At 41.4% G+C, this 23,375-nt stretch carries 21 protein-coding genes and 1 riboswitch; of the genes, 9 read left to right on the top strand and 12 right to left on the bottom strand.

Features of this window, described 5'->3' with window-relative positions:
• Window positions 1-98 precede the first annotated feature (98 nt).
• Window positions 99-854, top strand: a complete 756-nt coding sequence (locus BSM4216_RS13835; protein WP_169815876.1) for a hypothetical protein — start codon at window positions 99-101, stop codon at window positions 852-854.
• 828 nt (window positions 855-1,682) lie between these two features.
• On the opposite strand, the gene BSM4216_RS16915 is transcribed toward BSM4216_RS13835, so the two are convergent.
• From BSM4216_RS16915 to BSM4216_RS13865, 6 genes are all read right to left on the bottom strand, one after another.
• Entirely contained in the window at window positions 1,683-1,862 is a 180-nt protein-coding gene (locus BSM4216_RS16915) for a hypothetical protein (RefSeq protein WP_040341340.1), read from the bottom strand.
• Window positions 1,859-2,008, bottom strand: coding sequence for a hypothetical protein (locus tag BSM4216_RS16790; RefSeq protein ID WP_003354155.1), 150 nt, complete (start codon window positions 2,006-2,008; stop codon window positions 1,859-1,861). The genes BSM4216_RS16915 and BSM4216_RS16790 overlap by 4 nt, the downstream gene beginning before the upstream one ends.
• Before the next feature lie 391 nt (window positions 2,009-2,399).
• Window positions 2,400-3,683 (bottom strand): IS110 family RNA-guided transposase, encoded by a 1,284-nt coding sequence (locus BSM4216_RS13850; RefSeq protein ID WP_048622726.1) that lies wholly within the window; start codon window positions 3,681-3,683, stop codon window positions 2,400-2,402.
• Window positions 3,684-3,861: 178 nt separating this feature from the next.
• Window positions 3,862-5,313, bottom strand: a complete 1,452-nt coding sequence (locus tag BSM4216_RS13855) for an S-layer homology domain-containing protein (protein ID WP_048624087.1) — start codon at window positions 5,311-5,313, stop codon at window positions 3,862-3,864.
• Between the two features lie 46 nt (window positions 5,314-5,359).
• Window positions 5,360-5,539: a hypothetical protein gene (locus BSM4216_RS13860; protein WP_048624088.1), complete on the bottom strand. Its 180-nt coding sequence runs from the start codon at window positions 5,537-5,539 to the stop codon at window positions 5,360-5,362.
• A gap of 18 nt (window positions 5,540-5,557) precedes the next feature.
• A complete protein-coding gene (locus BSM4216_RS13865) occupies window positions 5,558-5,812 on the bottom strand; it encodes a helix-turn-helix domain-containing protein (protein WP_003354149.1) in 255 nt (84 codons plus the stop codon).
• 106 nt (window positions 5,813-5,918) lie between these two features.
• Here BSM4216_RS13865 and BSM4216_RS13870 point away from each other — a divergent pair, with 106 nt between their 5' ends.
• Window positions 5,919-6,137 carry a helix-turn-helix domain-containing protein gene (locus tag BSM4216_RS13870; RefSeq protein ID WP_048624089.1) on the top strand — a complete coding sequence of 73 codons (219 nt, stop codon included), beginning with the start codon at window positions 5,919-5,921 and terminating at the stop codon, window positions 6,135-6,137.
• Between the two features lie 512 nt (window positions 6,138-6,649).
• Here BSM4216_RS13870 and BSM4216_RS13875 read toward each other — a convergent pair.
• The 4 genes from BSM4216_RS13875 to BSM4216_RS13890 all read right to left on the bottom strand — a co-directional run bounded on the left by BSM4216_RS13875 (window position 6,650) and on the right by BSM4216_RS13890 (window position 11,553).
• On the bottom strand, window positions 6,650-6,892 hold the full coding sequence (locus tag BSM4216_RS13875; RefSeq protein WP_048624090.1) for a hypothetical protein: 243 nt from the start codon (window positions 6,890-6,892) through the stop codon (window positions 6,650-6,652).
• A 121-nt stretch (window positions 6,893-7,013) separates the two neighbouring features.
• On the bottom strand, window positions 7,014-8,546 hold the full coding sequence (locus BSM4216_RS13880) for a multicopper oxidase family protein (RefSeq protein WP_048624091.1): 1,533 nt from the start codon (window positions 8,544-8,546) through the stop codon (window positions 7,014-7,016).
• A gap of 546 nt (window positions 8,547-9,092) precedes the next feature.
• Window positions 9,093-10,481, bottom strand: coding sequence for a 23S rRNA (uracil(1939)-C(5))-methyltransferase RlmD (gene rlmD, locus BSM4216_RS13885; protein WP_082142348.1), 1,389 nt, complete (start codon window positions 10,479-10,481; stop codon window positions 9,093-9,095).
• 157 nt (window positions 10,482-10,638) lie between these two features.
• The gene (locus tag BSM4216_RS13890) at window positions 10,639-11,553 is read right to left on the bottom strand and encodes a diacylglycerol kinase (RefSeq protein ID WP_003354134.1); all 915 of its coding nucleotides are present in this window, start codon (window positions 11,551-11,553) and stop codon (window positions 10,639-10,641) included.
• Window positions 11,554-12,326: 773 nt separating this feature from the next.
• On the opposite strand from BSM4216_RS13890, the gene BSM4216_RS13895 reads away from it, so the two are divergent.
• On the top strand, window positions 12,327-12,770 hold the full coding sequence (locus BSM4216_RS13895) for a hypothetical protein (protein ID WP_048624092.1): 444 nt from the start codon (window positions 12,327-12,329) through the stop codon (window positions 12,768-12,770).
• A 94-nt stretch (window positions 12,771-12,864) separates the two neighbouring features.
• On the opposite strand, the gene BSM4216_RS13900 is transcribed toward BSM4216_RS13895, so the two are convergent.
• The gene (locus BSM4216_RS13900; RefSeq protein WP_003354132.1) at window positions 12,865-13,428 is read right to left on the bottom strand and encodes a thioredoxin family protein; all 564 of its coding nucleotides are present in this window, start codon (window positions 13,426-13,428) and stop codon (window positions 12,865-12,867) included.
• Window positions 13,429-13,835: 407 nt separating this feature from the next.
• Here BSM4216_RS13900 and argC point away from each other — a divergent pair, with 407 nt between their 5' ends.
• From argC to BSM4216_RS13930, 6 genes are all read left to right on the top strand, one after another.
• Window positions 13,836-14,873, top strand: a complete 1,038-nt coding sequence (gene argC / locus BSM4216_RS13905) for an N-acetyl-gamma-glutamyl-phosphate reductase (RefSeq protein WP_048624093.1) — start codon at window positions 13,836-13,838, stop codon at window positions 14,871-14,873.
• Between the two features lie 22 nt (window positions 14,874-14,895).
• Window positions 14,896-16,128 carry a bifunctional glutamate N-acetyltransferase/amino-acid acetyltransferase ArgJ gene (argJ, locus tag BSM4216_RS13910; protein ID WP_048624094.1) on the top strand — a complete coding sequence of 411 codons (1,233 nt, stop codon included), beginning with the start codon at window positions 14,896-14,898 and terminating at the stop codon, window positions 16,126-16,128.
• 27 nt (window positions 16,129-16,155) lie between these two features.
• Window positions 16,156-16,926 (top strand): acetylglutamate kinase, encoded by a 771-nt coding sequence (gene argB / locus BSM4216_RS13915; RefSeq protein ID WP_048624095.1) that lies wholly within the window; start codon window positions 16,156-16,158, stop codon window positions 16,924-16,926.
• Entirely contained in the window at window positions 16,923-18,062 is a 1,140-nt protein-coding gene (locus BSM4216_RS13920) for an acetylornithine transaminase (RefSeq protein WP_048624096.1), read from the top strand. Before argB ends, BSM4216_RS13920 begins: the two co-directional genes overlap by 4 nt.
• A gap of 192 nt (window positions 18,063-18,254) precedes the next feature.
• Window positions 18,255-18,443: riboswitch (cobalamin riboswitch) on the top strand.
• 132 nt (window positions 18,444-18,575) lie between these two features.
• Entirely contained in the window at window positions 18,576-20,819 is a 2,244-nt protein-coding gene (locus tag BSM4216_RS13925) for a ribonucleoside-diphosphate reductase subunit alpha (protein ID WP_048624097.1), read from the top strand.
• Between the two features lie 27 nt (window positions 20,820-20,846).
• Complete coding sequence (locus BSM4216_RS13930) at window positions 20,847-21,893, top strand: ribonucleotide-diphosphate reductase subunit beta (protein WP_003354124.1); 1,047 nt, start codon at window positions 20,847-20,849, stop codon at window positions 21,891-21,893.
• An 88-nt stretch (window positions 21,894-21,981) separates the two neighbouring features.
• Here BSM4216_RS13930 and ltrA read toward each other — a convergent pair whose 3' ends face one another.
• Window positions 21,982-23,244, bottom strand: coding sequence for a group II intron reverse transcriptase/maturase (gene ltrA / locus BSM4216_RS13935; protein WP_048623974.1), 1,263 nt, complete (start codon window positions 23,242-23,244; stop codon window positions 21,982-21,984).
• Window positions 23,245-23,375: the final 131 nt, after the last annotated feature.

Consider the following 23,375-nt stretch of genomic DNA (forward strand, 5'->3'; position numbering starts at 1 on the left):
TCCAATTTCATTCGGAAAGCCTAAAAAAATCTTTATACGCCAATCAAGCACTGTATATTATGGATAATATGATGCTGTCAAAGCTAAGGAAGGACGCTGTGTGTAATCCTTTTATTATACAAAAGGGATTTCAACTATCTAAAATCATTCTCATTCCAGACATCATTCTTGAAGAAGCCTCAAAAAACTTACCCGATGAAAAGGCATTTGAAAAATACTATTATGAATTATTTCGAATTCTATCTACAGAGCATGAAATATACGTAGCAGATTTACAAATCATATTTGAATTATTAAGGGATATGATTGGCACAAAAGAAGCCGCATTCAATATATTGAAAAACATATCTTTAGAAGCTGTAAGAACAAATCAAACAATACGTGATTCCATTAAAGAAATCGATTCTCATTCTGAAGCTGCTTTAGAAACATTAATTGGTTGTATTTTGGCCAATGGAAAAAATGCCGGCGAACGTTTTATCACTATTTTTTCCCTTGTATTATTGAGCTTGTATCTCGGTCCTGTTTATATCGTCAGTGAAGATGAAAAGGGAATTTATGGACCCTTTAGGACATTTTTAAACAATGAGAGGTTAATGGAATTAATTAATGTCGAAAATACTTTTGACTTTATTCAATTGTATCAATTCATGTCCTATGAATCCTTAATTCTTTCTCTTTTTCATCAAGCTGATTTAAGTAAAGAAGAGTTGATCGATTTGATTGAAAAAAGTAATCGTAATCAATCAAGAAATATCCTATATAGTTTGAACGGAACCTCTTTCCATACACCAATCTCTAACCAAAATTTGGTTGAATGGATTAGCCAACAAATAATCAAAATACAATTTTAAAAGTTCCTGTCCTTTAAAGAGGCAATACCTGAATTTCTTCATCGGCTAATCGAATAAAAGCAGAGGGAGCTCCGAAAATCTTTACGGATTTCCGGCTCCCTCTGCTTAATTTTCTCTCAATACAATCTCTCCAAGCACTCCACATGACAGGGAGCAGTTCATTAAGGACAGCCCTTTTGTTTTATCTTTAATTATATTTTCTTTTAAAAACAAGGAATAAGCCTATCTTTAAAGCCGATCAGCAAATAATGGAATATTGATGCAGCCGTATTTGGCAATACAATAATTCATAAAAAGATCACCTATTTATAATTGTTCAATTTATGAGTGAAAAGTCTTTCTTTAAAAATCGTGAGTAGATCTGCTCAATTTTCTCTATAAATTTATAAATTTGATCGTAAACACCCAGTTCCTTTAACATTTCCATATCCTTTATTTTATAAACATATATCTTCCATTTTACTAATGAAAAAGGCATCTAAGAGTGGCTATAAAAACCCTTAAGACGCCTTTAATAGTTAAGCGTAAAATATTCAGCTAGGCCCTGACAATATCCCCAGAGTTCTTGTTAATCTCGTCAATAATGCCAATGATTTTCCTTACGTCATTCTGTTTTTCTTTAAATGAGTCTACAATGCTTTTCCTACACATTAAAATGTTATTCCTGCAGCACTTTTTTATCCATGACTCCGTTATTGACAATGTAATCGACAATTCATTTAAAAAAATGACTTTGGTTAAAGTTAAGTGGTTCATTGGATAAAAACTCGGAAAATGCCTCATTCTCTGCTTGCGGGTCAAGACCACCAATTGGTAATCACCACCTATTCAACCAATTGTTGATGTCGCTTGTGTAACCAATTCATAATAATCAATCCCTTGAGCATCAAGGATACTTTTAGCTCTACCCTCATACCCTTTAACTCGATCCGTTTTTTTGCCCGGATTTTCATTACCCTTCTTTTGAGCAATAAAACAAGACCTTTCAAATGAAAGATCTTTGTTCAATTCACTCCAGAAAATACATTCGTAACCATCGTGGTTAAAAGGTCGCCAATTTTATTGAATAGCAGTTGAGTCACTCCTGTGTCAATGACCACGAAAAACACGACAGTGACCACAACTAAAATTATAACCGCCTTGTTTTCTGACATGGATCACACCTCCCTCTATAAACTTTAATTTTCTTCAAAATTCTCGCGTTTTCTTTAAATTTCGCTAACACATAATAGCTTCTTCACCTCAAATGAGTGTAAATTTCTTGTATTTATTCAATATATTTACATGGTAAGGTGCATCCTATAATACAGATTTACAATATCTGTAATATCATGTATGACCGTGCAAGAAGTCTCCACACTTCTCATGGTCGCTCACCCTCCCATGTATCACTGGATTTTAAGATCCACACATTCCTTCGTCCTGCGTACCCATGAGGTGGAGGTTGGATATGCTCCTTTACAGGGTCTAATGCCCGAATGGTGAAAATATACTCCAACTCTGCACTATTGGTGTTTGTCAGAATAACAAGTCGTTTGAAAGCTTTTATGCAGCCTGTAATGCTTTTATTTGAGGTAATCCCTTTAATAGCTTTAATCCATCAAACTCACACTGTTTCTTACCAATGGCAAATAACACACGTAATAATTTACAACACAAGGCAATCAGAGACTGTTGTTTTTTTAACGGCCTGTCTGGCCGATTGGTATAGTAATGATGCAAGGCTTTAAATACAGGATTATGGGCAACCAATGGTCGAATGGCCAGGTATAATGCTTTTCGTAAACGTCTTCGACCCCTTTTGGTTATGCGTGTTTGCCCTTTATACTTTCCTGAACTGTGTTCTCTTAAAGAAAGCCCTGCCAGATTGACTAATTGTTGCGGATGATTGTACTTGGTTAAATCTCCTACTTCCGCAAAGAACAAAGCAATGGTAGTGTAACTAAGTCCCGGGATATTGGTCATTTGTTTCGCACCTGGTATGCTTTCAACAACACCTTCTAGTTCTTCATCTAGTTGTGCTAACTGTTTCTTGTAAAGCTCATATTGATCCAATAGGCAATCCAATTCTCTTTTTGCGAACTGGATTCCTGTCTCAATCCCAACGCTCTTTTTCGCTACTTCTACGAGTCGGGTTGCTCGTTTCAGCCCAACCCCACGCTGTACATACGGTTTCCATTTTTGCAGCACTTCTTCTGGTGACAACTTTTGAATATGAGAGGGAAATGGAAACATGCGCAAGGTATAAAAGGCTGCTTTACCTTTCCAATCTCCAAACACATCGAAAAACTCTGGGAAAAAGCGCTGAATGACGTTTTCAATCCGCCCTTCAATGATCATAAGCTGTTTGATGAGCTGATCTCGTAATTTGACGCCTTCCCTTAGTTCAGCGTATACGCCCTCTAATAGGTTCGGTACGGAGTATCGCCCATCTTTCATTAACTGTGCAATGACACGAGCATCTTTTGTATCGTTTTTTGTAGGCGAATTGTCATCAAGCTCTTTACTTTTTTTGACGTGCATGGGATTCACTAGCACTACATCATATCCTTTTGCCTTAAGAAAGTAAGCAAGATTTAGCCAATAATGACCTGTTGGCTCCATTCCAAAAATCACGTGGTCCTTATGATTTTCTTTTTGAATATGATTAACCCAATCTAATAAGGTTTGAAAGCCGTGTATACGATTTTCAAAGATCAATCTCTTGCCAAATTCTAAGCCTCGGTCATCTTGAAAACGGGCAACGTGCTTTTCTTTAGCTACATCAATACCTACAATGAGAGTTGATGGTGTAATTTGAGAGATTTTTTGATTTTGTGTATAATTCATTTTGAGTCCTCCTTGGTTTATTGAAATTCGGGGTCAACGCGCATTGACACCCTGTACTATACCAAGGGGACTTTTTTTTATCAAACCTCAAATTTCCTCATTACAGGAATGCTCCTTTCAAGGAATAAAAAAGAACACAGCCCTTTGGCTATGCTCTCATCTTATTTTACATATTCATTTATTCCGTTAATCCTTCATATTGCGGTAACGGGTAAGTGGAAAAATCCAATCGTTTATAGCGAGGAATTGAACGAGTATACCATCCTAATTCCTTAGCGAACTCTCTTCCTGGAACATAAACGGTTCCATTTTTTGTTTCCACATTGACGGACAATGTTTTGGTTTCTCCATTTACTTGAATTTCATTGCTTCCCGGTGTGAGTTGAATCGTGGTTCCGTTATATTGAACAGTTTTGCCATCATTGGACACCGTGAGAGTTGGTACTTGGGCAAACAACCCCTTGACATCGACCATCACCACACCGGATTTTGTATAGGTTGGTTGAACTTGACCAACCGTCACTTTGTCGTGACCGTACACGCCAAATTGAGTATATGGAATATGCAAGTCGATCCAATACTGATTAGGTTCTGTCGGTTGAGAAGGCATAGTTAGCAAAACTGGATGTCCTTCAGGATAAGGTGAATTATAAATTTCTGAATCCTTATAAGCCTTACCGTTAAATGAAATAATTTCATAGTCTGGATAATGAGCGCTTATCAACGTTTCTTGAGATAGTAAAGACTGTGTTTCATTTTTTAAATAGGTTTCAGGATCTGGAAGATTTTTATAGGCATCTTTTGATTGATGTAGTTCGTTGTAAAAATCTTTTAACAAATCAACGTCTGCTACAATGCCTCCACCTGGCACCATACCATCAATTCTCCGAACCAACGTCCAGTCTCCATATTTTTCATGAAGTTGAGCCAATGACATATTGACATAATCAGGCACTTTATCCGAAGGATTCGACGGTGTAGATGGACCTGTCGGATTACTTGGGTTCGTTTCATTCCTTTCTATGACTTGCAGTGCCCGGCTCACTAAGACACTGGATGAAGCACGATCGGCTTTCTCGCTTGGTGCAAATGTACCGTTTGTTTTTCCTTGAATCACGCCATAAAAGACCATTCGTTTGACTGATTCTAAAGCATATGCCGGAACATTGTCTTTAAATTTCAGATTTCCTTCTTCTTTGAAATTCCCTTTGAGATTCATGGCCCGATCTAACATAACGGCCATATCAGCGCGTGTTACGGGACGATCAGGATAAAATTTACCACCTGTCCCCTTAACAATTCCTGCACTCGCAGCACGGCTAATTTCATCATAAAGTGCCTTCGATTCTGGAACATCTTTGAAACGACTCGTTCCCTTTGGTAACTTCAACGCTCTAGCAACCATGCCAGCAAATTGTCCTCTTGTTACCTTTTCATCTGGATGAAATTTGCCATCAGAATAGCCAGTGATAACACCGCGTTCTACTAAATTCTCAATATCCGAATAAGCGTATGAACTTTTCGGAACATCTCGAAAGTCTGTATTAGCTGCACTCGCCCCAACAGCAGGGATAGCACCCGTTAAAAAAGTCGCAAATGCCAAAGCTCCTACAAAACTCTTTTTCTTCAATTCAAACGCCTCCTTAAAAAGATACCATTAATTTCATTATACACAACTATCTACCTATATTGGTTATATGTTCCACTGAATCCTCTTTCAATCGGGCCGTAGCTACTAACTGTTTCAATTCATCGATAGATAAATTTTCAATAGGCTCGCCTTTATGGGTGTAAAAATGCAACCTTTTCAATTCTTCTATAAGAACTGATTTTGTTTTGTTATGCAAACCACCCAACGAAAACCCCCCTTTCTTTCATTTGAACAATGCTTTATATTTACAGTTAAGGAGAAACCCACGATAATAACTTGGAATCTCCTCATAATTCCGAGCAAACAAAATTCGTTGAGGAAGTTGGAAGAAATCTTCCAACTTGTTGAGTTTTTCTCGGCTGCAGAAGCTCAAGCCGGCTTCTATCCGTTGATATTGCCGGATCGTGGTTCCGATTGCTTGAGCCACATCTTCTTGAGTAAAATCCATCTTTTCACGCATTTTTTTCAAATATGTCATGTACCACCACTCATTTTCAATGTTATAACGACATTTTATGTCGTTTTCTAAGTTCAATATATGCGACGTTTTATGTCGTGTCAACATTTTTTTGGAGGATTTTTCTATGGCGTCATTAGGCGAAAGAATTAAAGAATTAAGAGTTTCGAAAGATCTCACTCAAAGTGACATTGCAGAATTACTCAATATCACCACTAGGCAAGAACAGCGTTATGAAAGTGACAAAAGCGATATGCCCATTTCAAAAGCTGTGACTCTTGCCGACTTTTTCGATGTTTCACTCGACTATCTAGTAGGACGTTCGGATGATCCAACACGAAAATAGCAACGAAGGGAACAAGCCCTCCGTTGCTACTTCCTTTGAAATATGCATAATTGAATCGGAAACTGTTTGAGAATCATTGCGGCAATTTACTGCATTTTTTGAAACATCATCAATCATTTCATTTTTATCATCCCCTTTTTGATTAGCATAAAAAAAGAACATAGCCCTTTAAGCTATGCTCCTTTTTATCTCACACTATCATAATAGCAGATTTTTTTCTGTTTTCCGTACCAAAAAAGTATCAAAAAAATTGCAAAAAACTATCAAAAAAATCGCACGAAAGTTGCACAAAAGTCGCACGAAAATCTCATAAAACTCTCATATTTTTATTAATTGATACTCTTTTCTAATAATAAAGTTTAAAGTCTCTTCACCATTTTTGTTATTAGCATAGAATTTGGCAATAAGTTAATTAGAATGGGATACACTCAAACCTCCTCCTTCTTCAACTTACTGACCAGCCAGTTGATGAAAAAAAGCGGTCAAGCGCTTTCCTTGGCGATTCTTTTCCATCAACTATCCTTTATTATCGTGCTGAAGAAGTTTAGTTGATCGAATCGAAATAAAAAAGCGACGCCGCAGTAAGCGTCGATGACCGCTTCATCGCCTTTTAATTCGGCATATTCCAAAGCCTTGTCATACAATACTTTCGTTTGTTCAGCGTTCACTTGGTAAGAGGATTTGTCCGAAATGTCAAATTGAACTTTGCCGAGTCGTAAATGGCACCCCGTCCTCATTTTTTCCGGGAATGACATTCATCCGCTTACTGTTGACGTTTTGAATGATACCCATACATTTCATCCGAGAAAAGGATTTTATCGACAGGATTAACGAGCATAGATACAGTTCAAGTACATACTCAAGGAGAACAGTCTATTATCGGATAACAATATACGGTCTCATCATATCATAATCCTCGTGCTCCAAGATATGACAGTGCCATACATACAACCCTGTATAAGGACCAAACTTCATGATTATTCGAGTGACCTGGTTAGGATTAGCTCTTACTGTATCTTTCCATCCTCGTTCTTGTGGTTCGGGAGGCAACGCAGGACCAGTATAATGGATCATTCTCTCCTTTTTAAACTTTTCTACATTGAACTCCCTCCGGTCTAATATTTGAAAATTAATTAAGTGAAGATGAATAGGATGTGTATCCTCCGTTAAGTTAATAAGATACCATATTTCGGTTGATCCCAATTTAGGATTCTCTGTTATAGGGGCATCCCAGTGTTTATTATCCAATAGCATGATTTTACGACCGTACTTATCCGTATTCTCATTTAATGTTAGGGATCGTTTCTTTGAAGCGGACTGTTCTTTTATTTTTGGAAGAGGCATCATATAAGCCGGAATAACACTCGTATCAACACTTGACAGTGGAAGAGTCACTCTAAACTGCATCACATTACCTGTATTTTCATTTGGTGGATCTCCGGTTGGAAATGGCGCGGGGGCATCATTTGTCATGATAATATTCTTGCCCTCAAGATTGGTAAAATCAATGATCACATCTGCTCGTTCTGCAGGTGCCAACATGATTTCTTTGACGCCTATCGGGTGTTGCATGAATCCTCCATCCGTTCCGATTTGATAAAAAATTTGTCCCGAATCAAGCTTTAGCCTATAGAAACGGGTGTTAGATGCATTTAACAGCCTGAATCGATATTTACGGGGTTCCACTTTTAGATACGGCCATACTTTTCCATTCACCAAGATGGTATCTCCAAAAAATTCAGGAACGATCGACGTTTCTAATGCAGGAACTGGTTTTTCTGGCTGCTTCGGGTAATAAAGAGAACCATCTTTATGAAAAGTCTTGTCTTGTATCATAAGAGGGACCTCATATTTCCCACTTGGTAAATTCAATAAACGTTCCCGATGATCTCTGATAAGATAGAATCCTGCCAATCCAGCATACACATTGAGTCTCGTGATACCAAGCGCATGGTCATGATACCAGAGGGTGCAAGCTCGATCGTCATTATCATATTGATATATTTGCTTTCTAAAATAGGGACCGACTTGTTTGAATCCCTTTGTAAACCAAGCCTCCGGGTAGCCATCGCTTTCCCATTCAACACTAGCGCCATGTACGTGCACCACCGTTCGTACTTCCGGTACATCCACATGGGCACCATGCACCGTATGGTCTACTGGCAAAAGATGCTTATCTGGAAGATTGTTCATCCATTTAATAAACACTTTTTCTCCGCTCTCTACTTCAATTGTAGGTCCTGGATAATTTCCTTCATAGCCCCATATAGTTGTATCGTTTAATTCGCTATGGAGCGACTGTTTAAATTCCGTCATATTCACTTCATAATAAGTATGAAACTGATCTTTCCATCGAGGTTTTAAAATAGGGGGAACGGGGAGCTCATCTACAAATTTAGAGAGAATCATATTTCCACTCCTTTATAACCTGCTGATTATAAGCATCTTCTTTCTAAAGGTTATAAATATTTCAAGCCCTGTATGACAAATTCAAATGGTTATTGCGGTTGACAAATAATGCGATTGCACGAGAAAATCAAAGAAAACAAAAGAGAAGTTCGTCGCTGTACACATAGTACGTACTATTCTGAATCATTGGAATAGGCGCTTGTTCAACTAAGGGTACTACTACAATAAGTGATGCCGCCTTTTTTATTGTGCAAATGGGGGTTTCGTTGAAGAAGACATACAAAAAAATCAACATTAAAATTTAAAAGTGCCTTTCTTTTATATCCCACCTAGTGCCGAACAAATCACTTTCCTATTTCATATGGGCAGCATCCCCTTCAAACAACACATGATGAACTTGCCATTGAGGAATTAAAACAGTTACTGGAAGCCTTTATGGTTTTTCAAAGAATTGGCTCCTGAAATCCTACATCGATGATATTGAGCGAATTGAAAAAAAGCAGATGGAACACCGAAAATCTTTTTCAGATTTCCGGCTTCCTCTGCTTATTTCTCCTTCAACACCATCTGCGCCACTGCCTCCACATGCCCTGTCTGCGGGAACATGTCGACGGGTTGGACTTTGGTGGTTTTGTATCCGCCGTCTTCGAGGATGCGGAGGTCGCGGGCGAGTGTGGCGGGGTTGCAGGAGACGTAGACGACTTTTTTTGGTTTCATTTGCAGGATGGTGTCCAATAGAGCCGGGTCGCATCCTTTTCTGGGGGGATCGACGACAAGAACGTCGGCTTTGACTCCTCTTTGGTACCATTCCGGGATGACTTCTTCCGCTTTCCCCGCCGCAAATTCGGCATTGGTGATGCCGTTGAGTTCGGCATTTTTCTTCGCATCCTCAATCGCTTCGGGGACGATTTCGACGCCGTACACTTTTTTCGCTTTTTTGGCTAAAAACAACGAAATGGTGCCGATGCCGCAATAAGCGTCGATGACCGTTTCATCGCCTTTTAATTCGGCATATTCCAAAGCCTTGTCATACAATACTTTCGTTTGTTCAGGGTTCACTTGGTAAAAGGACTTGGCCGAAATGGCAAATTGAACATCGCCGATCGAGTCATAAATGACATCCCGTCCCCATAAAACGATCGTTTCCTCGCCGAGAATGACATTCGTTCGCTTGCTGTTGACGTTTTGAATAATCGAACGGATCCCGGGCACACGTGCTTTGATTTCTTGTACGATCTTCTTTTTATGCGGCAAGTCTTTTGTCCGTGTAATCAAGACGACCATGATCTCACCGCTCGTCCGGCCATAGCGGACCATAATATGACGGAGTATGCCTTTATGCTGTTTCTCATCGTAAGGACGAATGCGATAGCGGGCGCAAATGTCTTTTACGACTTGAATCGTTTCGTCGGTTTGCTTTTGCTGAATGATGCAAGCGTCCATTTCCATGATCTCGTGGCTGCGTTTTTTGTAAAAACCGGCAATGATCTTGCCGTTTCTTTGACCGACCGGCACTTGCGCCTTGTTGCGGTAATGCCACGGTGTTTCCATTCCTAATGCCGGAAGGACTTCCGCATCCGTTATTTTTCCGATTCGCACAAGGCAATCTTGCACATGCTTTTCTTTTATTTTTAATTGTCCCTCATAGCTTACATGCTGAAGCTGGCAGCCGCCGCATTCATGGTAAAGCGGGCACGGAGGATTCATGCGTTCCGGGCTTTCTTCATAAATGTCGAGGATTTTGCCAAAACCGTAGCTTTTATTGATTTTGGTTACTTGAATCGTTCCCTTTTCTCCTTGCAGAGCTCCGGGAACAAACAACGGATAGCTGTCTACCTTGGCCACTCCTTGCCCTTCATGCGTGACATCATCGAAGATAACCTCGATCTTTTCATTTAATTGAACCGGTGCCTGTACTTTCGCCAAACCTATCACCTTCTTTGGTATCTCCTATAAAATCAGTATCTCAATTTCCCATTCGCAATATCCGATTAGATTTGTGCACATAACAAAAGGGCGGACTTTGCTTCCTAAGCCTGCCCCAATATCTAAAAATGGATTCGCATTTTAAATGAGATTTTTTTCGCCAACCTCAATCCACTCGATCTTGCGGACGAACTTTTTCAATAGGTACAAATACGTCCAAGTGGCGATAAAGATTTTCAAATTCTGCCGGTGCTTCTCCGCCCAGTTCTCCATCTAAGTTAATTAATACTTTTTCAGAGGAACGAACTTTTACTCGGTTGGCCGTTGTATAAATGACGTGATCGTCGGATAAATGTTCTCCCCGCAGCGCCAGCGTGGCAATTCGCAAAAATTCGGCTAGATTCGTTTTCTTTAAAATTAAAAGAGTAAAGAGACCGTCATTGATGGACGCATCGGGAGCCAGTTTTTCGAAGCCGCCGACTGAGTTGGTCAGGGCAATTAAAAACAGCATGGCTTCGCCTTCAAACAATTTTCCATCATATTCAATCGTCAATTCCGTCGCCTTTATCGACGGAAGCATTTCAATTCCTTTGATATAATAAGCAAGCTGGCCCATCATCGTCTTTAGTTTGCTGGGCACTTCATATGTCAGTTCTGTCAGCCGGCCCCCGCCGGCAATATTAATAAAATAGCGGTCATTCATCCGTCCGATATCAACCGGAAGCGTATCGCCTTTCACAATGATATCGACGGCTTTTTCAATATCACGCGGTATTTGAAGAGCTCTGGCAAAGTCATTGGTCGTTCCCATAGGAATAACTCCAAGTTTTGGCCGATATTCCTGCTCTGCTAATCCGTTTACGACTTCATTGAGTGTCCCGTCTCCTCCTGCGGCCACCACAATGTCATAACGTCGTTCCACCGCGATTTTGGCAGCCCTGATCGCATCGCCTTCACCGGTGGTCGCATGAGCGGATGTTTCATAACCGGCATTTTCCAACTTCTGCAAGACTTGCGGCAAATGTTTTTTAAACAATTCGCGTCCTGATGTCGGATTATAAATAATTCTCGCTCTTTTCATAACTCCCCATCCTAATCTGTTAAAGTCGTATGTGTTTGCATTTACCCTCTAACATCATAGCCTATCAGGACGAAGGAATCAATTTTGTAACCCCCTTCATTTACACCCCCATCCCTTTCAACTGGCAGCTCTAAGTGCAAATGCTTATCCACTTTCTTCAAACATCGAAGGATTCTTTGGAAACGTTTCTCTTCTCTGGACGACGCAAAAAATTCTTCTCACAAAAAAAGATTTTCCTTAACATACGCCTGCGCTCGCTCATCCTACCATCTCTATCTGCGTAAACTGCCTGTATATCTTTTGATTCAAACCATTTGTTTGAAATGCTGAAAGCAGCATATCCAATACGGGGCACTGCGGATAAAAATAAAAGGATAAACGAGTTGAAGCACGAAAAATACAATATCAAAAAAGGCGTTCGTCTATCGTTCAAGAAAAACAGTACATCAGAGCGACAAATAAATCTCTTCCTATTTTCTGTTGGATCAAACAACGATGGATTTGCAATGGATGAAAGGGTTGCATTGGGGACAAAAAAAGGGATGATTCCAAAACAAGATGCCTACGAGTTAGCCCGGCTATCTTACCGTTCACTCTCTTCATATTCCTTCATTGATTGGAGGAAGAATAATAGAACAATAATGTTCAACATGGCACGGATTTCTTTTTATTTACAAAAATGTTACACATTCTGTGGCAATCAATGGTATTATGGTGAAGGGTTCTACTTTCTTTGCTCGGGGGAAACCTTTCCGTTGAAAGGAGTTTCATATATGAAGAAACGAACCAAGCGGATCGTTTTGCCTATTTACTTGCTGTTGTTTTCGCTTCTCTTATTTGGACATACGCAAAGCGATCGAGCCAGCAACGAAAGTCCGGAAACTACTATGCTTTCTTTAATAGAAAAAAAAGATCAAAATTCCGTTTACGTCGATTTTAATAAAGACTTACATATGCATTTCGACCACGTCTTTCTTTTCCCGCCCTATACGGTTGAAAAGGAACAGAAAAAAGTGCTCGGCCAGGAATGGAAAAAGATCCAAAATATTGGTATAGCAAACCGGGACGATATTAATTTATTAATATTTGTCCAAAACGGAAAGATTTCCAATACCATTCTCTTGCCGCGCGAATACAAAATAAAAATGCCCCGTCCCATGAATAAAGACTACGAAATACCGTCGGCCGTCGTGATCGAAAAAAATGCTGACAAGTGACGGGTGATTCAAAAGCCAAAGAAATCCCTTTCATGTATCGGCATGGTCAAGAAAACAGAACCCTTAGCTCTCTTACCGGCCCTTTTTTTCTGCTTTAAAACAATCGTTCAGCCAACCTTGTTTTCAGGCTGTCGAAAACTTCATACCAATATTCTTCAGTTTCCAAATAGCTGTTTTTTAATTGTTGGTGCATTTCTTCATGCTTTTTCTCAAAGTCCGGATGATCCATTGGCGGAAGCGCCGAACGTTTTTCGATCACAAGCTGCTGAATTTCTGAAGCTCTAGGTCCCCAAACAGCTTCCTCTTCTCCATCTTGGTTCAAAAAAATGAAAATGGGGATCGACCTTGTTGTGCCGTTTGTTAAATATTGATCCATCAGTTCAAGATTTTCATCCCGATACAAAAACCGTACGTCCATCTCTGCGGCTTCCGCCAACTTTAACAAGATCGGAACATTCAGCATCGAATCACCGCACCAGTCTTCCGTCAACACAATCACGCGCAGTTTTTTTTCTTTTAAACCATTAATAAAATCCTCTTCCCCTTCCGGAATGGTAAATTGGTTGTATATGAAAAGCAGGTTTTCTTTGTTGACGTCCATCTGTTTGACATATTGCTCTGCTGTAATGCCTTTTTCAAACCATTTCTCTAAATTCATCGACACTCCTCCGTTTCTTCTTTAACCGGAAACATGAATGATGCATATTGACTTTCCCTTTATTTTAGCACAACTTCAAGCTATACTCATAAGTTTCTCTTATAAAGCAGATGAAATAATCTGAATATTTTATCAAAATGATTAATAAATATACAATCATATCCGTAAAACAAGTCATAAGGTGAAATAAGCGTTGGCCGTGCAATCAAGCAAAAAATACGTCTTAAACAGAAAAGATTGGAGTATTAGCTGATTAAATGAACCGAAATTTTATTTTTGTCATGCGCCTGATTTTTCTCATCCAAGAAAAAAACAGTTGATTTATGCTTCATACAATTCTATAATTATAAAAAATTACTTATAATTATGAGATTTTATAAATAAAAATACAATCCAGGAGGTTTCTGATGAAAGCTGCCGTTGTCGGTGCTTCCGGCTATGGAGGAGCCGAGTTGATACGCTTATTAATCCATCATCCCCATTTGAAATTGAATAAAATGTATTCTTCAAGCAAAGACCACGTTCCGATTTCTGCAGAATATCCGCATTTATCTGATATATGTGATCTAGAGCTTACGAAATTAGATCCTGACCAGATCGCAGAAGAAGCAGACGTTGTCTTTTTAGCTGTTCCTTCGGGAGCATCAGCAAAACTGGTCCCCGAACTATTGAAGAATGATGTAAAAGTAGTCGATTTATCGGGCGATTTGCGCTTGAAAAATCCTGAAGATTATAAAAATTGGTATAAGAAAACACCGGCGGATTCTTTCTATTTGGAACAAGCGGTGTACGGATTGACCGAATGGAACCGAGAAGCCATCAAAAAGGCGAAACTTTTATCCAATCCGGGCTGCTATCCGACCGCCACACTGCTGGGGCTCGCTCCCGTCGTCAAAGAACATTGGATTGATGTTCGGCAAATTATTGTTGACGCGAAATCCGGCGTCTCCGGCGCGGGCAGAGGGCTTTCCTTGAACGTTCATTTCGCGGAAATGAATGAAAACTTTCGTATTTATAAAGTCAATGCTCATCAACACATACCTGAAATCGAACAGCAGCTCGAACTTTGGAACAAGGCTAGTGGACCTATCACCTTTTCAACCCATTTGCTGCCGATTACAAGAGGCATTATGGCCACGATATACGCTCCATTAGCCAAAGAAGCGACATCCGAACAAGTATATGAATTGTACAAAGAAACATACAAGAACGAAAGGTTTGTCCGCGTTCGTCCTCTTGGTACGTTCCCAAGTGTGAAAGAAACAGCTGGTTCCAACTTTTGTGACATCGGGGTCGCCGTGGATGAACGAACGAACCGACTCACCATCGTCTCGGTTATTGACAATTTAATGAAAGGAGCCGCGGGTCAAGCGGTTCAAAATGCAAATTTGATGTTTGGATTTGACGAAACAAGCGGATTGAAAGGCTTTCCTTTATACCCGTGAAAATGAACAGGAGGAGTTTTACATGCAAGCATTGAAAAAACCGTACGATATCCATCAGCTGGAAAACGGATCTATCATCTCCCCGAAAGGGTTCGCCGCTGATGGAGTACATGCCGGGCTGCGTTATGCCAAAAAAGACCTCGGTATTATCTTTAGCGAAGTGCCTGCCCAATCTGCAGCTGTCTACACAACGAACGTGTTTCAAGCTGCTCCGTTAAAGGTTACTCAGGAAAGCCTTGCCCAGGAACATAAACTGCAAGCCGTTCTCGTCAACAGCGCCTGCGCTAACGCATGCACCGGAAACAGAGGGCTGCTGGATGCCTATCAAACGCGCGAATGGGTAGCCAAAAAATTCGGCATTCCCGATCACTATGTAGCCGTAGCGTCCACCGGCGTCATTGGGGAATATTTAGAAATGGAAAAAATGAAAAAAGGAATTCAGATGTTGAAACCGGCTGCCTCTAAAGAGCATTCGAATTCGTTTGAAACCTCTATTTTGACGACGGATCTTGTCACAAAAAGCTGCGGGGTCGAAACGACCATTGACGGAAAAAAAGTCACGATCGGAGGCGCGGCGAAAGGATCGGGCATGATCAAGCCGAACATGGCCACCATGCTCGCTTTTGTTACGACCGATGCCGCGGTTGAAGACGGATATGTGAAGCAGGCGCTGAAAGAAATTACGGATGATACTTTTAACCAAATTACCGTAGACGGCGATACCTCCACCAATGATATGGTCCTCGTCTTGGCCAACGGACTGGCAGGAAATAACCCGCTTTCCCCAAAACATCCGGAATGGCAGAAGTTTTTAGCCGCATTCAAAATGGTCTGCGAAGATTTGGCGAAAAAAATTGCCCGCGATGGCGAAGGAGCAACAAAACTGGTGGAAGTCAACGTCGAAGGAGCAGCCAATGACGAAGAAGCCAGAAAGATCGCCAAAACGGTAGTCGGGTCCAGTTTGGTGAAAACCGCCGTCTATGGCAACGATGCGAACTGGGGAAGAGTGGTTTGCGCTGTCGGCTATAGTGAAGCCACCGTTCTTCCGGATCAGATAGACATTGCAATCGGTCCTTATTGGATACTGAAAAATAGCGAAGTTCAAGCCTACAGCGAAGAAGCCGTCACGGAGTATTTAAAAAATGAAACGGTTGTGATCCAGATCCGTCTGAATGTCGGAAACGGGACAGGAACAGCCTGGGGCTGCGATTTAACTTATGATTACGTGAAGATTAATGCCAGTTATCGAACATAACGAAAGGTATGACAAAGGGGGATCCCAATGAAAACGGCAGTAGTGAAATGCGGCGGAAGTGTGGTGGACCATTTATCAGAAGATTTTTTTCAAAGCATGAAAGAAATGGAAAAAGACGGCTACCGCCTTGTATTCGTGCACGGCGGCGGTCCGGAAATCAGCGCCATGCTCGACCTGTTCAAGATCAAATCTGAATTTAAAAACGGTTTAAGAATAACCGACGAAAAAGTGCTGGAAACAGCCGAGCTGGTGCTTTCAGGCAAGACCAATCGAAAATTGGTCCACCTGCTGCAGCAGCACGGTTTCCAAGCGATCGGTTTAAATTCAAGCGACGCTTTCTTGCTTGAAGCGGATTATATCAATCGTGAAGAATACGGACTAGTTGGAGATGTAACAAACGTCAAGGCCGATTTTCTGTCCAGCCTCACCGAACAAGGACTTTTGCCTGTTTTAACGCCGATTGCTTCCGGTCCGGATGGCCGGATTTTAAATGTCAATGCCGATCATGCGGCTTGTGCGGTGGCTGCGGCTCTCAACGCGGACCATTTTTTAATGGTGACGGACGTCGATGGGGTCTACCAAAACGGCCGATTGATCGACCGTTTGACAGAAGAAAAAGCCCATCAACTTATGGAAAGCGGAGTCATTACAGGAGGAATGATTCCAAAAGTCCAATCGGCATTAAAAGCGGCTTCCCAAAATACGGGCCATGTGCATATTGTATCAGGGAAAAAGCGTTTTTATAAAAGCGGCCATTGGCATGGAACACAATTTGCAAAAGAGAAGGTGACAATATGAGTTACTTATTTCCCACATACGCTCGCTGGGAAGTGCAGCCCGTAAAAGCGAAAGGATCGCGGCTGACAGATCAAAACGGCGATGAGTATCTCGATTTTACAGCCGGTATCGGAGTGACCAATCTCGGACATGTACCATCCACTGTTAAAGAAGAGGTAATCGACCAGCTCAACCTGTTTTGGCACACTTCCAATCTGTTTCAAAGCAAACTTCAAGAAGAAACCGCCAAGCTTTTAGCGGAAGCATCCGGTCTTGATCTTGTATTCTTTTGCAACAGCGGAGCGGAAGCAAACGAAGCGGCGATCAAATTAGCCAGAAAGGCAACCGGCCGCTCGAAAATCATCACGTTCTTACATTCGTTTCACGGACGGACTTTTGCCGGAATGGCCGCAACCGGACAGGAAAAAGTCAAAATCGGCTTTGGCCCGATGCTGGAAACATTTGAATACGTTCCTTTCAACGATATCGAAGCTTTAAAAGCAGCGCTTGATGAAAACACGGCGGCGGTGATGACCGAAATTATCCAAGGAGAAGGAGGCATAAATCCGGCCACGCCGGAATTTTTACAGTCATTGGAAACGTTATGCCATGAAAACGGTTCTCTCCTCATCATCGATGAAATCCAAACCGGCATCGGCCGGACAGGCAAACCGTTTGCCTTCCAACATTATGGCCTGCATCCCGACATTGTCTCGGTCGCAAAAGGAATCGCCAGCGGACTGCCTTTAGGTGCCATCATCGGCAAAAAAGAACTAGGCCAAGCCTTTTCTCCGGGCTCTCACGGTTCCACTTTTGGGGGCAATCCGGTTTCTGTCCGAGCCGCAAAAGCCACATTGGAAATCATTTTCCAAAACGATTTTCTGAATGAAGTAGAGAGAAAAGGAGCTTATTTCCAAAACTTGTTGAAAACGAAATTATCCGATGCAAAAGTAGTTAAATCTATTAGAGGAAAAGGGTTAATGATCGGTATAGAGCTTACAGATAATGCAGAACCTTTCCTCGTTCAAGCAAGAAAAGAAAAACTGCTGATTTTAACAGCCGGATCTCATGTCCTCCGCCTCCTTCCTCCATTAACGGTCTCAGATTCAGAAATCGAAAAAGCCGTCAACATCTTGTCAAAAGTTCTGGGATCGTAAATGAATATTCCACATCATTCTCCCCTTGTCTCTTTGAAAATGACAGGGGGATTTCTTTTTTTGCACTTCTTCACTCAGGTTCTCTTCTTTCTTTATCACTATCGATAAAGAGCTCTGCCCTCTTGACAATTCTTTGCGCAAAGTTTATCATCACAATATATAGATCGACAACTCCATACAATTTCAATATATTGTTTCGCTGCAAGCGATGGTGTCGTTGGACTTAAAAGGGAATCCGGTGAAATTCCGGAGCTGTCCCCGCAACTGTAAGTGAGACGAACGGGAATACCACTGTATCAGTTTGCTGTTCGGTGCTGATATGGGAAGGTCCCTAGTAGGATGACCACAAGCCAGGAGACCTGCCATCCTTGTCAAGTTTCAATTCTCCGGGGATTTGGGAAGATGAAACGATAGTGAAAAAAGGTTGCCTCTGCCTTTTTTGTCTATCGTTTGATCCGCTCATATTTCCGGGCGGATTTTTTTGTTCTTTCAAACGATAAGGAGGACCAAACCATGATCTCAACCAATTCAAAAGAACAAGTTTTTCAGCTTTTATTTGAAAAACTATCTCACCAATATCCACAGCTTGATTTTTCGATATTATCCTTAAAAGCCAAACAGATGGCGGAGCAAAAACCTTGGCTTTCGACCAAAGCGTTAACCGAGGAATTGATTTTGGAATGTCTCGGTTTTATTTCTGTAGAAGAACCTGAATGGACGTTTGTAGCCGCCAAGCTGTTCGCCGGTCTATTGTATACAGAAGCGGCTGCCAACAGAGGCTATGATCCGGGCGAGACAGGCTACGGGCCTTTTTATCCGTTGATTCAACATTTGACGGAGATTGGAATTTACGACTCTGTTCTGCTTGAAACCTACAGCAAACAGGAAATAGAAGAGTTGGAATCTATTATTGATCCGAAAAAAGACGAGCTATTTACATACATCGGGCTGCGTACATTAAATGACCGGTATTTAGCAAAAGATTATGAAAAACGAACGATGGAATTGCCGCAAGAACGTTGGATGATCATCGCCATGACGTTGATGCAAAAGGAACCGAAAGAAAAACGTCTAACGCTTGTGAAAGAAGCCTACTGGGCATTAAGCAATCTCTATATGACCGTAGCCACTCCGACTTTGGCCAACGCCGGCAAAAAATACGGTCAATTATCCAGCTGCTTTATCGATACAGTAGACGACAGCCTGCAAGGAATTTACGACAGCAACACCGATGCGGCCAATCTATCGAAACATGGCGGCGGAATCGGTCTGTATCTTGGAAAAATCCGCAGCCGCGGCAGCGCCATTCGCGGCCATCAAGGCGCTTCATCAGGAGTTATTCCATGGATGAAACAATTGAACAATACCGCTGTCAGCGTCGATCAGCTCGGACAACGCAAAGGAGCGATTGCCGTCTATCTGGACGTTTGGCATAAAGATATTTTTGCATTTCTAGACGCGAAGCTGAATAACGGCGACGAACGGTTCCGTACCCATGATATCTTCACGGGCGTGTGCATACCCGATCTCTTTATGGAAGCCGTCGAAAACCGGGATGATTGGTATTTGTTTGATCCTCATGAGGTCAGAACCGTCATGGGCTTCTCATTGGAAGATTATTATGACGAAGAAAAAGGCCGGGGAAGCTTCCGTGAAAAATATCAAGAATGTGTCAACCATCCACAGCTTTCCAAAGAAAAAGTGCCTGCGATTGAAATTATGAAATCCATTATGAGAAGCCAGCTCGAAACGGGAACGCCGTTTATGTTCTACCGTGATGAGGCCAATCGCATGAATCCGAACAAGCATAAAGGAATGATCTACGCCACAAATTTGTGCACCGAGATTGCCCAAAATATGAGCCCGACCGTCATGACCCAACAATATATCCAAGACGGCCGCATTCACGTGGAGAAAGTTCCGGGAGATTTTGTCGTTTGTAATTTGTCGTCCATCCATTTAGCAAGGGCCGTTCAAGATGGATGCTTGGAACGTCTCATCCGGATTCAAGTCCGAATGCTCGACAATGTGATCGACATTAACCATCTTCCTGTTTTGCAGGCTCAAATCACGAATCAAAAATATCGAGCCGTCGGATTAGGCACGTTCGGCTGGCATCATTTGCTCGCTTTGAAACATATCCGCTGGGAAAGTTATGAAGCCGTTCAATATGCGGATGAATTATATGAAACTATCGCTTACTATGCCATTCAAGCCAGCATGGAATTAGCGAAAGAAAAAGGTTCCTATCCTTACTTTGAAGGCTCCGATTGGGAAAGCGGACGCTATTTTGAAGTACGCGGCTATCTGAAAGATGAAAAATGGAAACAGCTGGCCCGCAGCATTCAAGAATACGGAATTCGAAACGGCTATTTAATGGCGATCGCTCCGAATTCATCCACCTCCTTGATAGCCGGAAGCACACCGAGCATTGATCCGGTTTTCCAAAAATTTTATGCCGAAGAAAAGAAAGATTACAAGATACCGGTGACAGCGCCCGACTTGAACGCCGACACGACATGGTATTATAAATCAGCCTATCTTCTCGACCAACATTGGAGCATCCGTCAAAACGCCGTTCGTCAGCGCCATATTGATCAATCGATTTCCTTTAACATGTACGTACAAAACACGATCAAAGCGAAACAGCTGCTGGATCTTCATTTGCAAGCATGGAAATCCGGACTGAAATCTACGTATTATTTGCGGTCCACTTCGTCGGAAATCATGGAAGAATGCGAATCGTGCTCAAGCTGACATTGGATATTCAAGGAGGATATGAAAATGGAACGATTAAAAAAGAGAGAACTAATCAATCGCGAAGCTCCCAACCGTTCGACGAAAATTGTCAACGGTGAAAGCTCCAATATTTTAAACTGGGATGATGTCCGCTTTTCTTGGGCTTATCCGAAGTATAAAAGAATGCTGGCTAATTTTTGGACGCCATTTGAAATCAATATGTCCCAAGACATTAAACAATTTCCTGAGCTGCCTCCTGCTGAACAGGACAGCTTTTTGAAAATCATCGGCCTTCTTGCTTTGCTTGACAGCATCCAAACCGACTATGCCGGAAAAGTGGCCGATTACTTGACCGATTCCAGCTTAAACGCGCTGATGATTATATTGGCTCAGCAGGAAGTGATTCATAATCATTCTTATTCTTATATATTATCCAGCCTCGTTCCGAAACAAAAACAAGATGAAGTTTTTGAGTTTTGGCGGACCGAGCCTACTTTGCAACGAAGAAATGAGTTTGTCACCGATGGGTATAAACATTTCGTGGAACAGCCGACTGTGGAGCACTTATTGAAATCCTGCGTGTTTGACGTCATTTTGGAAGGACTGTTCTTTTATTCAGGGTTCGCTTTCTTTTACCATCTTGCTCGCCATCAAAAAATGGTCGCGACAAGCACGATGATTAATTACATTAACCGGGACGAACAAATTCATGTCGATTTGTTTGTGAAAATCTTTAAAGAAGTATTAAAAGAATACCCGGAATATGATAATGAAGAAATGGAACACTTTGTGAAAGAAACTTTTAAACAAGCGGCAGAACTCGAGATTGATTGGGCAAGAGAAGTGATTGGCAATAAAATAAATGGCATTTTCATTGAGGATGTAGAAGCCTATGTCAAGTTTTATTCCAACTTCCGCGTCAAACAGCTTGGATACCCAGATTCAAAACCGTTTCCTGGCTATCAAACCAACCCGCTTCCGTGGATTAAAGCGTATGAAGAAGTAGACTTAGGAAAATCGGATTTCTTTGAACAAAAGTCGCGTCAATATACAAAAGTCAATGTAATTGACAACGGATTCGATGAATTATAAACCCCTCAAGCTTAATCGAGTAGGAGGGGGTGATTAACCCCCGTCCTCTCACACCACCGTACGTACGGTTCCGTATACGGCGGTTCAATCAAGATAAATGACGCAAGAATTCATAACGTTTCTGTAGACTTTTAAGCCCTTGGTTACTCCAATAGGAGTTTCCAAGGGTTCTGTGTAATATGGGACTTTTTGAGATTCGCCAATAACCTTTACGACTGTTCCCCCATTCATAAGCTTTCCATTCAGGAACTCCTAGTTTTATGAGGTTGCGTATCCTGGTCTTTGAGGTTTTCCAGTTTTTCCATAAACACATCCGGAGTCTTCGTCGAATCCAGCCATCCAAATCTTCAAAGATACTCTTTGTGTCTGCTAATGCAAAATATCCACACCATCCAAGTAGATATTGGTTAAGTTTCTTAATCCGATATTCCATTGGGTATGGTATTTTTCTTGACGTGATTTCTCGCACCTTTTTCTTCATTCGTTTTAGACTTTGCTTGGCAATCCGAACTTTTGGCTCTTTTGAAGGTGTAAAACTAAATCCTAGAAACTTTCGTTTCCATGGTCGGTCAACCGCAGATTTCTTCTCGTTGACTTTTAGACGAAGTTTTCCCTCAATAAATCGTTTGACACTAGCCATGGTTCTTTCACCAGCCCGTTTTGACTTCACGTAAATATTACAGTCATCGGCATAACGAACAAATTTATGCCCTCTTTTCTCTAATTCTTTGTCTAGTTCATCTAGTACAATATTCGAAAGTAAAGGGCTTAGGGGGCCACCTTGCGGCGTCCCTTCTTCTGTCCTAGATATCACACCATTAATCATGATACCAGCTTGTAGATATTTGCGGATTAGCTTCAATAGTGGCTTTTCTTTAATAGTCTTGGCTAATGTACTCATCAGCCTGTCATGATTCACTCGATCGAAGAACTTTTCTAAATCCATGTCTACTACCCATCTATAACCATCTCTGATATAGCCTTTTGCTTTCCTAACTGCGTCATGAGCACTTCGATTTGAACGAAACCCATAACTATGTTCGGAGAACATAGGGTCATATATCCTCGATAATACTTGGGCAATTGCTTGTTGAATCAAACGGTCTGTTACGGTTGGAATACCTAGTAACCGAACACCGCCATCAGGTTTCGGGATTTCGACTCTTCGAACAGGCATTGGTTCATAGGTACCCTTGAGAATTGCCTCTTTAATGGATATCCAGTTTTCGACTATGTGCTGACGGAGGTTTTGTACGGGCATCATATCTACTCCATGGCTACCTTTGTTCTTTTCTACTCTTTGTAAAGCTAAAAGCATATTCTCCCGTGACAGGATTTGATTCAAAAGCATTGTTATTCTTCCTTCCGTGAATAGCTGTTCTCTTTATGCCAGTGGTCACTCCACCCTCCAAGAGGTCTCCCACGGGATTCACCGCTTCCTCCCTCAAGTGAGGTACTACGTTTTCTGTGTTCATCATGACT

The organism is Bacillus smithii (genome assembly GCF_001050115.1).
Lineage (GTDB): Bacteria > Bacillota > Bacilli > Bacillales > DSM-4216 > Bacillus_O > Bacillus_O smithii.

Bases quoted from the DNA above. Each gene is read 5' to 3' on its own strand.
- BSM4216_RS16790 (WP_003354155.1), bottom strand. From the start codon at position 2,008: ATGTCAGAAAACAAGGCGGTTATAATTTTAGTTGTGGTCACTGTCGTG.
- BSM4216_RS13850 (WP_048622726.1), bottom strand. From the start codon at position 3,683: ATGAATTATACACAAAATCAAAAAATCTCTCAAATTACACCATCAACT.
- BSM4216_RS13865 (WP_003354149.1), bottom strand. From the start codon at position 5,812: ATGACATATTTGAAAAAAATGCGTGAAAAGATGGATTTTACTCAAGAA.
- BSM4216_RS13870 (WP_048624089.1), top strand. From the start codon at position 5,919: ATGGCGTCATTAGGCGAAAGAATTAAAGAATTAAGAGTTTCGAAAGAT.
- BSM4216_RS13875 (WP_048624090.1), bottom strand. From the start codon at position 6,892: ATGTCATTCCCGGAAAAAATGAGGACGGGGTGCCATTTACGACTCGGC.
- BSM4216_RS13880 (WP_048624091.1), bottom strand. From the start codon at position 8,546: ATGATTCTCTCTAAATTTGTAGATGAGCTCCCCGTTCCCCCTATTTTA.
- BSM4216_RS13890 (WP_003354134.1), bottom strand. From the start codon at position 11,553: ATGAAAAGAGCGAGAATTATTTATAATCCGACATCAGGACGCGAATTG.
- BSM4216_RS13895 (WP_048624092.1), top strand. From the start codon at position 12,327: ATGAAGAAACGAACCAAGCGGATCGTTTTGCCTATTTACTTGCTGTTG.
- BSM4216_RS13900 (WP_003354132.1), bottom strand. From the start codon at position 13,428: ATGAATTTAGAGAAATGGTTTGAAAAAGGCATTACAGCAGAGCAATAT.
- argC (WP_048624093.1), top strand. From the start codon at position 13,836: ATGAAAGCTGCCGTTGTCGGTGCTTCCGGCTATGGAGGAGCCGAGTTG.
- argJ (WP_048624094.1), top strand. From the start codon at position 14,896: ATGCAAGCATTGAAAAAACCGTACGATATCCATCAGCTGGAAAACGGA.
- argB (WP_048624095.1), top strand. From the start codon at position 16,156: ATGAAAACGGCAGTAGTGAAATGCGGCGGAAGTGTGGTGGACCATTTA.
- BSM4216_RS13920 (WP_048624096.1), top strand. From the start codon at position 16,923: ATGAGTTACTTATTTCCCACATACGCTCGCTGGGAAGTGCAGCCCGTA.
- BSM4216_RS13925 (WP_048624097.1), top strand. From the start codon at position 18,576: ATGATCTCAACCAATTCAAAAGAACAAGTTTTTCAGCTTTTATTTGAA.
- BSM4216_RS13930 (WP_003354124.1), top strand. From the start codon at position 20,847: ATGGAACGATTAAAAAAGAGAGAACTAATCAATCGCGAAGCTCCCAAC.
- ltrA (WP_048623974.1), bottom strand. From the start codon at position 23,244: ATGCTTTTGAATCAAATCCTGTCACGGGAGAATATGCTTTTAGCTTTA.